The sequence below is a fragment of the Candidatus Sodalis pierantonius str. SOPE genome (assembly GCF_000517405.1).
GTDB classification, from domain to species: Bacteria; Pseudomonadota; Gammaproteobacteria; order Enterobacterales; family Enterobacteriaceae; genus Sodalis_C; species Sodalis_C pierantonii.
Genome location: NZ_CP006568.1, coordinates 1,477,313 through 1,489,868, shown reverse-complemented (window position 1 = coordinate 1,489,868; position 12,556 = coordinate 1,477,313). Strand labels below are relative to the sequence as shown.

Genomic DNA, 12,556 nt, shown 5'->3' with positions numbered 1-12,556 from the left:
CGGCGCCAACGCGTTATGGGTCATCGCCGGCAAGGAAATGTAATAAGATCTTTCCGGGTGCCGGTGATTCATGGGCGCTATCCGGCCCGATCGGCACCCTAGCGTCCGCGGTCAGGGCAATATGCTGATTTGTCGGGGTTAAAAAATTTGCTTTTTTGCCCATAATCCGCTGAAAGAGAAAAAAGCATTAACCCCCGCCCGATGGCTCAGGTAAAATCAAACCGGGCGACAACTGTTGGCTTACCCTTTTATAGACTATCTTTTATCACTCGAAGAGTGGGTTTTTCAGCCTATTGAAATACAGGGTGCCGGGAAGGCGAATAAGAGGAATCATTACTGTATCATACTGTCGGACAAGTGATTTCAGTAATCAAAGATTGCTGTAAATGATTAAGAGCACAAGCAGAGGGGGGGATGTGCCAAATAATAAATTCTTCGTCAAATCATCCAAAGCGAGTCTCCGTTGGCTGGGAGACACGGTGCTGTTGACGCTATACGCTTTGCCCTCATGGGCATTTTCTATTGACGATGTGGCTAAGCAAGCCCAGGCGCTGGCGGCCAAAGGGTATGAAGCGCCAAGAAGCAATGTGCCTTCGCAATTTTGCGAAATGAAGTTCGCTGACTATCAGCAAATTCAATTCAATCATGATAAGGCGCTGTGGCACGATTTACCGACCCCATTAAAAATCGAGTTCTACCATCAAGGGATGTATTTCGACCAGGCGGTGAAAATCAATGAAGTGACGGCGACCGCCGTTAATGAGGTCAAATATTCATCGGATATGTTCAACTTCGGATCGGTCAATCACGATCCCGATGCGGTGAAGGACCTCGGTTTCGCCGGGTTCAAAATCCTCTATCCGATAAATCAGCTCGATAAAAACGATGAAATTGTCAGCATGTTGGGCGCCAGTTATTTTCGTGTTATCGGTAAAGGACAAGTTTATGGCCTTTCCGCGCGCGGTCTGGCGATCGATACTGCGCTGGCGTCCGGGGAAGAGTTTCCACGCTTTCGTGAATTCTGGATTGAGCGTCCCAAGGCCAACGACAAGCACCTGGTGCTGTATGCGCTGCTCGACTCCCTCCGCGCCACCGGCGCTTACCGCTTCGTCATCTACCCGGGGCGCGACACCAGCGTAGATGTGCAGTCTCGCGTTTATTTGCGCGATAAAGTCGGGAAACTGGGGCTGGCGCCGCTCACCAGCATGTTCCTGTTCGGGCCGAATCAGCCCGCCACCACGATGAACTTCCGTCCCACGCTGCACGACTCCAACGGCCTATCGATTCACGCCGGCAACGGCGAGTGGATCTGGCGTCCGCTGAATAACCCCCGTCACCTGTCCGTGAGCACTTTCCAGGTGGAAAATCCGCGCGGTTTCGGGCTGCTACAGCGCGGGCGCGACTTCTTCCAGTATCAAGATCTGGACGATCGCTACGACTTGCGCCCGAGCGGCTGGGTTGAACCCCGCGGCGATTGGGGCAAAGGGCATGTCAAGCTGGTAGAAATCCCCACCAACGATGAGACCAACGACAATATCGTAGCGTTTTGGACGCCGGAGAAATTGCAGGATGTCGGTCAGCCGCTGGAGGTCGCCTATCGGCTGCACTTCTCCCGCGATGAAGATAAAATCCATTCGTCGGATTTCGCCTATGTGAAACAAACCCTACGTTCTGCGGGGGATGTGAAACAGACCAACCTGACGCGTCAGCCGGACGGCACGACCGCCTTTCAAGTGGACTTCGTCGGCCAGCCGCTGAAAGAGCTGGACCCGGCCGCACCGGTCGCTTCCCAGATTAGCGTGGGCGACAATGCCGATGTGGTCGAAAACAGCGTCCGCTTCAATCCGGTTACCCACGGTTGGCGTCTGACCCTGCGTCTTAAGGTGAAAGCCACCAAGCAACCTACCGAGATGCGTGCCGCACTGGTTAACGGCGATAAGACATTGACCGAAACCTGGAGCTATCTGCTGCCTGCCAATGAATAATTCTACCTCCACCAGCCTCGACTATGTTGAGGCGTTGCCGCTTGCCGCCGAGCAAAAGGCCGGCCTGCGCGATAGACTGCGCGGGCAGGGCGATGACGCGCCTGATGCCGTGCATCAGGCCCTAAGCGATGGCCCGGCGCCGGATGGCGAAAATCTTGCCGACGAAGATGTGGCGCTGCGGTCGGTAAAAAGCCGTTTGCATATGGCCTGGTCGCAAACCGCGCGCCATCCTGAGCTGTTGGTCAATGATAGCCGCGGGCGTAAGGCCATTAAGGCGATGCCGACCATCAAGCGCACCACAATGTTTCCTGAACCCTGGTTCACCAATCCGCTGGTTCGCTTCTGGGGGGGGGGCTGCGCGGCAGGTCGCGCGCGCCGCGCCATAAGCAGGAAATGGTCGCCCGCGAAAACGGTAACTGGCGGATTGTCAGCACCATCCGTCGCTATATTTTGCTGGCGCTGACGCTGTTCCAGACCGCCATTGCTACCTGGTACATGAAAACCATTTTACCGTACCAGGGCTGGGCGCTTATCGATCCGATGGATATGATCCATCAGGACCTGCTGCAATCGGTGCTGCAGTTGCTGCCGTATGTGTTGCAAAGCGGGATCCTCATCTTGTTTGCCATCCTGTTCTGTTGGGTGTCGGCCGGCTTCTGGACCGCGCTGATGGGCTTTTGGCAACTGCTGATTGGCCATGATAAATACAGCATCTCCGTCAGTACCACCGGCGATGAACCGCTGAATCCGGCGCATCGCACCGCCTTGATTATGCCTATCTGTAATGAAGACGTGGAGCGGGTGTACGCCGGTCTGCGCGCGACCTATGAATCCGTGGTCGCCACCGGCCAGATAGATCACTTCGACGTCTATATTCTCAGCGACAGTTATCATCCCGATATCTGTGTCGCCGAGCAAAAAGCCTGGATGGAGCTGTGTGAAGAAACCGGCGGCACGGGGCGCATTTTTTATCGCCGCCGCCGGCGGGTAAAGCGCAAAATCGGTAATATCGACGACTTTTGCCGGCGCTGGGGTAATCAATACGCCTATATGGTGATTTTGGACGCCGACAGCGTCATGAGCGGCCATTGCCTGACCAATTTGGTGCGGCTAATGGAAGCCAATCCGCGCGCCGGCATTATTCAAAGTGCGCCAAAGGCGTCGGGCATGGATACGCTGTACGCGCGCTGCCAGCAGTTCGCGACCCGGGTCTATGGGCCGTTATTCACCGCCGGCCTGCATTTTTGGCAGCTGGGGAAGTCCCACTACTGGGGCCATAACGCCATTATCCGCGTCGAGCCGTTTATCAAGCATTGCGCGCTGGCGCCGCTGCCGGGCGAAGGGGCCTTCGCCGGCTCCATATTGTCCCATGACTTCGTGGAAGCGGCCTTGATGCGCCGGGCAGTATGGGAAGTTTGGATAGCCTACGATTTGCCCGGTAGCTATGAAGAGCTACCGCCCAATTTGTTGGATGAGCTCAAACGCGATCGTCGCTGGTGCCACGGTAACCTGATGAACTTCAGGTTGTTTTTGGTCAAGGGAATGCATCCGGTCCACCGCGCGGTGTTCCTGACCGGCGTCATGTCATATTTATCGGCGCCGCTGTGGTTTATGTTTCTGGCGCTATCGACCGCCCTTCAGGTGGTGCACACGTTAATGGAGCCGCAGTACTTCCTACAGCCGCGCCAACTCTTCCCGGTGTGGCCTCAATGGCGGCCGGAGCTGGCGATTGCGTTATTCTCCACGACGCTGGTGCTGCTGTTCCTGCTCAAACTGTTGAGCGTCATTCTGATCATCGCCAAGGGCGCGCGGGAATTCGGCGGTGTACTGCGGGTGACCGTTTCGATGCTGTTGGAAATGCTGTTTTCCGTGCTGTTGGCGCCGGTCAGGATGCTGTTTCACACACTGTTTGTGGTGAGCGCCTTCCTGGGCTGGTCGGTGCAGTGGAATTCGCCGCAGCGTGACGACGACGCGACGCCCTGGAGTGAATCCTTTAAGCGCCACGGCTCGCAAATGCTGCTCTGTCTGGTATGGGCCGGCGGCATGGCCTGGCTGGATCTGCGCTTTTTGTGGTGGCTCTCGCTAATCGTGGTGTCGCTTATCCTGTCGCCGTGGGTGTCGGTCTATTCCAGCCGGGCAGGTCTTGGTCTGAGATGTCAGCGCGCAGGTCTGTTTCTTATTCCCGAGGAGTATTCGCCGCCAAAGGAACTGGTGGCTACCGAGAATTATTTGCAGCGCAACCGCGCCCGTATGTTGGCGGACGGCTTCCGCCGTGCGGTAGTGGATCCGGCCTATAACGCCCTGGCCGTGGGCATGGCGGCGACCGCGCGTCATGGCGTCTCGGATCTGGTCGAGCGTAACCGGCAAGAGCATCTCGTCGCGGCCTTGACCCTGGGACCGACGAAACTTTCGCCCGCGCAGCGTCTGGCCGTTTTAAGCGATCCGGTCACATTGTCCCGGCTGCACTTGCGGTTGTGGTCGCAACCGGAGCACATGGCCGCCTGGCGCGCGCCCGTCATCGCCAGGCGGCGTTAGACGCTCACACAACCGCCACTGACTCTGCCTAATCGAACCCGGCCGTTTAATCGCGTCCGGTTTTTTTTGCACCAAAGCGGCTTGCCGTGTCTGCCATTAGCGCGGTAATTCCATCAGAAAGGAAAACGGAACTGTCCATTTCCCGTCGTCAGGGTAAGGTAAGGCCGTGATAGGTTACCTCGCGGCTTCTCCCCTCTATAGGCCAGGCGGGGATGCGCACGGATAGGCTATAATTAGAGAGCTAATTAACGTTTTTTGCTGATGTAGAGGGGTGGCAACCACCATCGAAGCATTTAGGGCCATCTGCGCCACCAATTTTCCGGCGCAGGGGCGCAGGCGACGCGTCGGGCATCTTATCCAAGCGGCGTAAAGAAGGGCATGGTGACCTTTGCGCTAAAGCGTAGACGGGGCGAACACCCTATCAAAGCGACGTAAAGAGACGTCATTGACCTCCCCGTAAAAGCGCAGGCGCGGCGAGCACCCTACCTTATGCGGAAGGGAAAAACGTTATTTCCACCGCGCTGTGACGTAGGCGTATGTGGTTTGACGCAACGGCGGACCACAAATATACCATTTGGTTCCTAATAAGGAGCCAAATCATGGAGCGGCAGCATTTATTGTAACTTGACGGCGGGTGTTGGACGTTAAAATCCTGATCAAAATTCAGGGTATGAGGATACCATGCAGAGTGATTGGCTGTTTGTCGTAAAAAATTGGGTGTATTTCTGGTTTGTGCCGCAGTCATCGCGCTGCTGACTTCATTATTGTTTATCGATATTAATGGATTTCATAATGGGGAGCATGAATCTTCGCTGACGGAAATCGCGCAGGAGCTGATTTTACTGGCTATTGTTGTGATACCACGGCTTGTTATTGCGCAATCCCGCCTTGCGCCACAGCAGCGCGCTGATTGGCGGCTTTTTTCTGTGTATGTTGATTCGCGAGATGGATTTTGCGTTTGATATTATCCGCCACGGCAGTTGGCTGTGGTTCGCGTTGGCGGTGACGCTGGTGGCGCTTATCTATGCCGGCCGCGCGTCGCAACGTACCTTGGCCGGACTGGTGGGCTTTTTTAAACACCCCAGCTACGGTATGCTGAGCGCCGGTCTGTTGACGGTGCTACTGTTCGCCCGTTTGATGGGCATGGGCACGCTATGGCACACGCTGCTGGCGGATGATTTCATCCGTACCGTCAAAAACGCCGTGGAAGAGGGGACGGAGCTGTTTGGCTACACGTTTTGCCTGCTGGCGACCCTGTCGTATTTCCACACCCAGCGCGGCAATGACGCGCAAGTGGCGCAGCCGGTAGCGACAGACCGATAACCTGAACGTGCCGGCATGGTGTCGGCACGATCGTTTACCCAAGGCGCGTACGCAGGACCGCTGTTTTCAATCAGGTAATAAAAGCCACTATGGGACGATTTTGTCTGGTGTTTGCCGCGCTGCTGCTGCTTACCGGCTGCGGCAGCATTATCAGTTGCACGGTGCCCGGCCAAGGGTACGGCAATCAATTTTATCCGGGCGTGCAGTGGGATCTGCGCGACACGGCCTGGAAATACCTCACCATTATTGACTTACCCCTGTCTATGGTGGTTGATACACTGCTGCTGCCGGTGGATTGGCGCCATGGCCCATATGATTAAACCGCCGGCTCGGCCGTTCCCGTCGTCGCGGCACAATGGCTACGGCGGCGTTAGCGGTGCGGGGTGATGCGAGAAGGGTGGGACATCACATCGCGTCCCATTCATCGGAAGCGGCTTTACCCTCTTCGGTATCGAGCGGCGGTTCATATTGATATTCGCCCTCGTCCCACTCGTGCAGCGTATTTTCCTCCTGCCACTCCAGGCGCAGTTCGGTTTCATCGTAATCACCATCGAAAATCGCCTGTGCGGCTTCGCCGGTGCGAAACGACATCGTCTCGGTAGCATCATTTTCTTCAGCTTGAAATTCGGCTTCCCACATGATCTCTCCGTCCTGCAGGACATATTTCTGTAGGCTGAATTGTTGCACTGACGGGGTTTCGTCCTCTTTGCTGCTGTCGGCTGACGCTTCCAGAAACTCCTCGCGGGCGATATCGATCGCTTTTTCCAGAGTTGCATACATGCTCATAGTTACTCTCCTGTGCTGATGAGGGGGGCAGAGGTCGTCACGCCGATTACGGGCGTAGAAGTAATTGTTGTCGCTCTGGCCAAAGTTGCAAGTACCGCCCGCTATACAGTAGTTAGAAGAACAAAAACCGGCCCCGGACGGCGTGACCGTGGGTGAGTCGGCCGATAACCGGCTGATTACCCCGTGAATGTTTCCGGCGACGGGATTTTGCAAAGAAGATTACGGCAAGGGGTAAAGGTTTCGCAAAGGTCTGCACGGGGCGGGCGGGAATCGCTAAAGTGAAGAAGTAAACCCGATGTAGAGGAGAAAAACATGATGAAACGCAGCACTTTACTGGCCTTTACCCTGATAACCACCGCCGGTGCCGGCAATACGCCACCGCCTCCGGGGGCGCAATACGGACAGCCCCCGCTGGGGATGCCGCTGCCTCCATTCCCGGGGGGCCCACGGCGGCCCGGGCGTTTTGCCACGGCGATGAACTGTTTTGCGCCTCAATGGCCAGCGATAATCCGACGGAAAGTTTGCAGAAACTGAACAGCATACTGCCGCCTGCGGCGAACGGCGTACATTACCAAGTGCGGGTAGCCGTGGTGACGATACCGGATCATAAACCGGGTGCATGAGAAGAGCGGGGTGGAAAACCCGCGCCTAGGCCCGGACAAAGCGCGCCTCAGCCCTAAAACAACGTGATTTTCAGGGCGCCCCAGTGGCGGGCGTCCCGGCAGCAGACGGTCGTCAACCCCCCTTCGACGGTCGATTTTGGCGGCGGCGTTAGCACGCCGCCCTTTTTTTGCTTCAATCATTAGGTAGCCTGATGCGTGCCGCGCTGCGCTGCAGGCTCCACCAGAAATACACCACGTTGACCATTACCACCAGCGCCGTCACAAAAAAAACCGCCCGGAAACCATAGCTGGCCGAAATAAAGGCGCCGAGGAGCGGCCCGCTGACGTTACCCACATCGCGAAATGATTGGCTATAGCTGAAAATACGGCCCGCGACTTGGCTGGAAGAGTTATAAATCAACAGGGTTTGCATCGCTGGCAGCAGCGCGCCGTCGGTGGCGCCCAACAAAAAGCGCAGTACGCCCAACTGCCAGGGCGATTGCACGAATGACATGGGGATCAGCAGCAGTACCGACAACGCCATCATGCTAATCAAAATGCGCTCGGGCCCGACCCGATCGCTGAGCTTACCCAGGCGTGGCGCGCTCAGCAGCGCCGCCATGCCGGGCACGGCGGCAATCATGCCGCTGATGAACGCCAGGTTCTGCGAATGACCCGCCAGTTCACGGACATACAGCGTCAGTATCGGCGCGATAGAGCCGGTGGAGACCTGGATGATGAGCGTGGTGACAAACAAACTCAGCACCAAACGCGGATTTTTCAGCGAGGCCAGCACCTGACGCCCGGAGAGCATGTCTTTTTTTTGCACGGGGGTGAAACGCTTCTGCACGAACAGCACGGTGGTAATAAAGCAGATGAACAGCACCAGCGCGGTAATGAAGAAGATCAGTCGTAAACCGTAAAGATCCGCCAGAAGCCCCCCGATCAGCGGGCCAATCAGCGCGCCGCTTACCGCGCCGGTGGACAGCGTGCCCAGCGCCCAGCCGCTCTTGTTACGCGGCACCTGGGTGGCGATAAGCGCGTTGGCGTTAGGCACGAAGCCGCCAAGCAGCCCGAGCAGCGCGCGCAAGATTAAAAACTGCCAGACGTTTTGCGCCAGGCCCATTAGCATCATGACAATGGCCATGCCCAGCGCCGAGCGCAGCAACATGACTTTGCGGCCTTTGCGATCAGCAAGACCGCCCCATATCGGCGATGCGATGGCGGAGAAAAGAAACGTGATACTGAAGACCGCGCCGGACCAAAGATTTAATTTTTCGGGCGAGGAAATCCCCAACAGCTCAACATAGAGCGGCAGGAACGGCATGACCAGACTGAAGGCGGCACCGGTGAGAAAGCAGCCTATCCAGGTCACAAAAAGATTGCGTTTCCAATTGATAAGGATCGGTTCCGGCGTCATGACGTCCTGTTTACGTATTTACGGCGGTCGACAACACACCAGGGCTGGAAACGCTCTCGCCGGGGGAGATTAAGTCAGAGGCACAGTATGCGCCGAAAGGGGGGCTGGGGCAATTTCACCGCTCGTTTTTGCGCGGCCTTTCGCAATCACCGCGCCGGCGGACGCCGACGCGCAAGGCATCAGCGGTAAAGCGAAGGCTCGCCGGGCGGGCGGGTTTTGAAACGGCGGTGCAGCCACATGTATTGGTCCGGCGCCCGCAAAATCGCCTGCTCTACCACCTTATTCATATAGCTGGCGGTGGCGATATCGCTATCGAGCGGCATGCCGCGTTCATCAGGCAAAATCAGCAGCTCGTAACCGCGCCCCTGCGGCAGGCGGCGCGGCATAAAGGGGATCACCGCCGGCTTGGCCATTTTGGCCAACAGATAAGTGCCGGCTGTCGTCGCGGCCTCGGGAACGGCGAACAGCGGCGCGAATACGCTGCTTTTCGGCCCATAATCGTGGTCCGGCGCGTACCAGATAATATCGCCGTTTTTCAGTGCGCGGATCATGCCTTTGATATCGGAGCGGTCCAGCATGGATTTATTGGACCGCAACCGTCCCCAGGTCTGGAGCCAGTCAAGCAGCGGGTTATCGTTGGGGCGATAAACGCCGATGCCGGGGTTATACATACCGAAAATTCGCGCGCCCAGCTCAAGCGTGAGAAAATGCATGCCGATAAGCAGCACCCCTTTGTTTTCGGTACGCGCGTTGGCGATATGTTCCAGGCCGCTGACGGTGACCCAACGTTTAATGCGCCAATCAGGCCAAAACCAGGCGATGCCGGTTTCGATAAGCCCCATGCCGACCGACTCAAAATTCTGCCGCAGCAGCGCTTCGCGCTTCGGTTCCGGCATCGCGGGAAAACACAATTGCAAATTCCGGCGCGCAATGGCCTCTCTGTGGCGCATAAAGCGCATCGCGAGCCGTCCCAGGCGGGTCCCCAAAGTATAAAGCAGCGGATAAGGTAGCAGCACCAGCAGATAAAGCGCGCCAATACCCAGCCAGGTAAGCCAAAAACGCGGATGCAGCAATGAACGATTAAAAACAGGAAGTGTGGTCATAGCGTCTCAAGTGTGAACGTTACGGGACAGCCCGTATTTCATTCGTGCCGTTAATACCTTGCAATATTCTGGCATTTTTTTTGCCGCGGTGGAATAAAGCGTCGCGCCCGGGGCATTATCGGCCTCTTGGCGCGCGCTTTTTGTGCAATAAGCGGTGAATAACGCTACGTCCGGCGAAATAGCCCCTTCACTTCATGAGGCTCACAGCGCCAATATTGCTTCGGCCCCTGTACCTGCGCGCCGAGTTTGGCGGCCGCATGCCAGGGCCAGCGCGGATCGTATAACTCACCGCGGGCCAACGCGATAGCATCCGCGTCGCCGTTGGCGATAATCGCCTCCGCCTGCTCCGGTTCGGTAATCATGCCGACCGCAAAGGTCGTAAGACCGGTTTCCTGGCGGATTTTCTTGGCGAACGGCACCTGATAGCCGGGGCCGACGCTGATGCGCTGCTGTGGCGACAGGCCGCCGCTGGAAACGTGAATATAATCGCAGCCGGCTGCTTTCAGCGCCTGTCCGAGCGCCACGGACTGCGCCTCATCCCAGCCGCCGTCAACCCAGTCGGTGGCGGAAATGCGCACCCCTACCGCCATGGTTAACGGTAGCGCCTGACGCAAGGCCTGAAACACCTCAAGCGTTAGGCGCATGCGGTTTTCCAAGCTGCCGCTGTAGCGATCTTCGCGCTGATTCGTCAATGGCGATAAAAACTGATGCAGCAGATAGCCGTGGGCGGCATGCAATTCAATGAGATTAAAACCGATACGCTGCGCGCGTCTGGCCGCGGTGACGAAATCGTCTATGAGAGCCGCTATCTCATCGAGACTCAGCGCGCGTGGCGCGGGGGAGGCGTCGTCATAGGCGAGCACCGACGGCGCGACCGTTTCCCAGCCGCCCTTTTCGGCAGCAATAACGCCTCCGCCGGACCAGGGCGGTTGAGTAGACGCTTTACGCCCAGCATGGGCCAGCTGGATCCCCAGCGCAATCGGCGAATGTTTTTTTACCGTATCGACCACCGCGGCCAGGGTTTGCTCTGTCCGATCGTCCCATAATCCCAGAACCTGCGGGGAGATGCGTCCGACCGGATTGACCGCGGTGGCCTCAAGGATTAACAGCGCGGCGCCCGACAGCGCCAAATGCCCGAGATGCACGGTATGCCATGAGGTGCTGCCCCTTCATCGGCAGAATATTGGCACATTGGCGCAATGACAATACGGTTTTCCAGCTCCAGGTTGCCCAGAGCGATAGGGCTAAACAGTGGCTTTGTTGAATAAATCGAACTTTTAGGTGACTGGCGGCTCTGATCACTACATTCGTTTCAACATCAGGTCCCCATGGCAAAGCAAAAGTTTAAAATCACCAACTGGCCCGCATACAACAATGCGCTCAGGCAGCGGGGGGACCTGACAGTATGGCTTGATGAGTCAGCCATTGCTGCATGAACTGAGAGTACACTACCTGAGAGCCTGTTTAGAAATTTGTGTATTTGCCTGATTTTGATATGTTCAATCCAACATCAAAAACAGGTTAATTTATGGACGAAAAACAGTTGCAGGCTCTGGCTAACGAACTGGCCAAAAATCTCAAAACCCCTGAAGATCTCAGTCACTTCGATCGGCTGCTGAAAAAAATCAGCGTCGAAGCAGCTCTCAATGCCGAAATGACCCATCACCTCGGCTACGATAAAAATCAGCCTAAACCGGGGACCAACGCCCGCAACGGCTATTCCACAAAAACCGTTACCACTGGCGATGGCCCGCTGGCGCTGCGTACTCCGCGCGATCGTGACGGTTCCTTTGAACCGCAACTGGTGAAGAAGAACCAGACCCGGATTACCGGGATGGATAACCAGATTTTATCGTTGTACGCCAAAGGGATGACCACCCGCGAGATCGCCGCCGCGTTCAAAGAGCTGTATGACGCCGATGTCTCGCCGGCGCTGGTCTCAAAGGTCACCGATGCGGTCATGGAGCAGGTTGTCGAATGGCAAAACCGGCCTCTGGATGCAGTCTATCCCATTGTTTATCTTGACTGTATCGTTCTAAAAGTCCGGCAGGACAGCCGCATCATCAACAAATCTGTGTTCCTGGCGCTGGGCATCAACATCGAAGGCCAGAAAGAGTTGCTAGGTATGTGGCTGGCCGAAAATGAAGGCGCAAAGTTCTGGCTGAACGTGCTGACAGAGCTGAAAAACCGCGGCCTGAACGATATCCTTATCGCCTGCGTAGACGGGCTGAAAGGTTTCCCTGACGCTATTAACGCGGTGTATCCGGAGGCGCGGCTCCAGCTGTGTATCGTACATATGGTGCGCAACAGCCTGCGGTTCGTCTCCTGGAAGGACTACAAGGCCGTCACCCGCGACCTGAAAGCTATCTATCAGGCCCCTACGGAAGAAGCCGGCTTGCAGGCGCTGGAAGCGTTCTCCAGTGCCTGGGACATCCGCTACCCGCAAATAAGTCGAAGCTGGCAGGCAAACTGGGCCAATCTGGCCACGTTCTTTGCCTACCCAACGGACATCCGCAAGGTGATCTACACGACCAACGCCATCGAGTCGTTAAACAGCGTGATCCGGCATGCCATCAAAAAGCGCAAGGTGTTCCCGACCGACGACGCAGTGAAAAAGGTGGTGTGGCTGGCGATACAGGCGGCCTCACAGAAATGGACAATGCCTTTGAGGGACTGGCGCATGGCAATGAGCCGCTTTATTATCGAGTTCGGTGACCGCCTGGACGGTCACTTCTGAGAAAAGGCATTTACACAGAATCGTGTACAGGGTCCTTTGTTGAATAAATTCGAAATTTGTGACGA

At 56.6% G+C, this 12,556-nt stretch carries 10 protein-coding genes and 3 pseudogenes; 7 read left to right on the top strand and 6 right to left on the bottom strand.

The features are described from left to right. Nucleotides 1-13 precede the first annotated feature (13 nt). The gene (locus tag SOPEG_RS28205; RefSeq protein ID WP_158382340.1) at nt 14-163 is read right to left on the bottom strand and encodes a hypothetical protein; all 150 of its coding nucleotides are present in this window, start codon (nt 161-163) and stop codon (nt 14-16) included. Between the two features lie 223 nt (nt 164-386). Here SOPEG_RS28205 and SOPEG_RS07585 point away from each other — a divergent pair, with 223 nt between their 5' ends. The 5 genes and pseudogenes from SOPEG_RS07585 (at nt 387) to SOPEG_RS07570 (ending at nt 6,163) form a co-directional block, all read left to right on the top strand. Continuing rightward, on the top strand, nt 387-1,985 hold the full coding sequence (locus SOPEG_RS07585) for a glucan biosynthesis protein G (RefSeq protein ID WP_148297015.1): 1,599 nt from the start codon (nt 387-389) through the stop codon (nt 1,983-1,985). Next, nucleotides 1,978-4,520, top strand: a pseudogene (mdoH, locus tag SOPEG_RS07580) (glucans biosynthesis glucosyltransferase MdoH). Before SOPEG_RS07585 ends, mdoH begins: the two are co-directional and overlap by 8 nt. Before the next feature lie 713 nt (nt 4,521-5,233). Further along, nucleotides 5,234-5,482 carry a hypothetical protein gene (locus SOPEG_RS30550; protein WP_335334075.1) on the top strand — a complete coding sequence of 83 codons (249 nt, stop codon included), beginning with the start codon at nt 5,234-5,236 and terminating at the stop codon, nt 5,480-5,482. Beyond that, nucleotides 5,466-5,843, top strand: a complete 378-nt coding sequence (locus tag SOPEG_RS30545) for a hypothetical protein (protein ID WP_335334074.1) — start codon at nt 5,466-5,468, stop codon at nt 5,841-5,843. The genes SOPEG_RS30550 and SOPEG_RS30545 overlap by 17 nt, the downstream gene beginning before the upstream one ends. A gap of 89 nt (nt 5,844-5,932) precedes the next feature. Continuing rightward, nucleotides 5,933-6,163 carry a YceK/YidQ family lipoprotein gene (locus SOPEG_RS07570; protein ID WP_025244889.1) on the top strand — a complete coding sequence of 77 codons (231 nt, stop codon included), beginning with the start codon at nt 5,933-5,935 and terminating at the stop codon, nt 6,161-6,163. Between the two features lie 85 nt (nt 6,164-6,248). Here SOPEG_RS07570 and SOPEG_RS07565 read toward each other — a convergent pair whose 3' ends face one another. The 5 genes and pseudogenes from SOPEG_RS07565 to SOPEG_RS07550 form a co-directional block, all read right to left on the bottom strand. Then, nucleotides 6,249-6,629, bottom strand: coding sequence for a MysB family protein (locus SOPEG_RS07565; RefSeq protein WP_038468426.1), 381 nt, complete (start codon nt 6,627-6,629; stop codon nt 6,249-6,251). A gap of 676 nt (nt 6,630-7,305) precedes the next feature. Further along, nucleotides 7,306-7,428 (bottom strand): hypothetical protein, encoded by a 123-nt coding sequence (locus SOPEG_RS30375; protein WP_257720372.1) that lies wholly within the window; start codon nt 7,426-7,428, stop codon nt 7,306-7,308. Further along, entirely contained in the window at nt 7,425-8,651 is a 1,227-nt protein-coding gene (mdtG, locus tag SOPEG_RS07560; protein ID WP_025244888.1) for a multidrug efflux MFS transporter MdtG, read from the bottom strand. Before mdtG ends, SOPEG_RS30375 begins: the two co-directional genes overlap by 4 nt. Before the next feature lie 179 nt (nt 8,652-8,830). Continuing rightward, entirely contained in the window at nt 8,831-9,754 is a 924-nt protein-coding gene (locus SOPEG_RS07555; RefSeq protein WP_025244887.1) for a Kdo(2)-lipid IV(A) acyltransferase, read from the bottom strand. Between the two features lie 164 nt (nt 9,755-9,918). Next, nucleotides 9,919-11,006: pseudogene (locus SOPEG_RS07550) on the bottom strand (NADH:flavin oxidoreductase/NADH oxidase). Nucleotides 11,007-11,082: 76 nt separating this feature from the next. Here SOPEG_RS07550 and SOPEG_RS27250 point away from each other — a divergent pair. After that, a pseudogene (locus SOPEG_RS27250) lies at nt 11,083-11,187 on the top strand (IS5/IS1182 family transposase); the annotation flags it as partial. A 95-nt stretch (nt 11,188-11,282) separates the two neighbouring features. Further along, complete coding sequence (locus tag SOPEG_RS07540) at nt 11,283-12,491, top strand: IS256-like element ISSoEn2 family transposase (protein WP_025244030.1); 1,209 nt, start codon at nt 11,283-11,285, stop codon at nt 12,489-12,491. Nucleotides 12,492-12,556 lie beyond the last annotated feature (65 nt).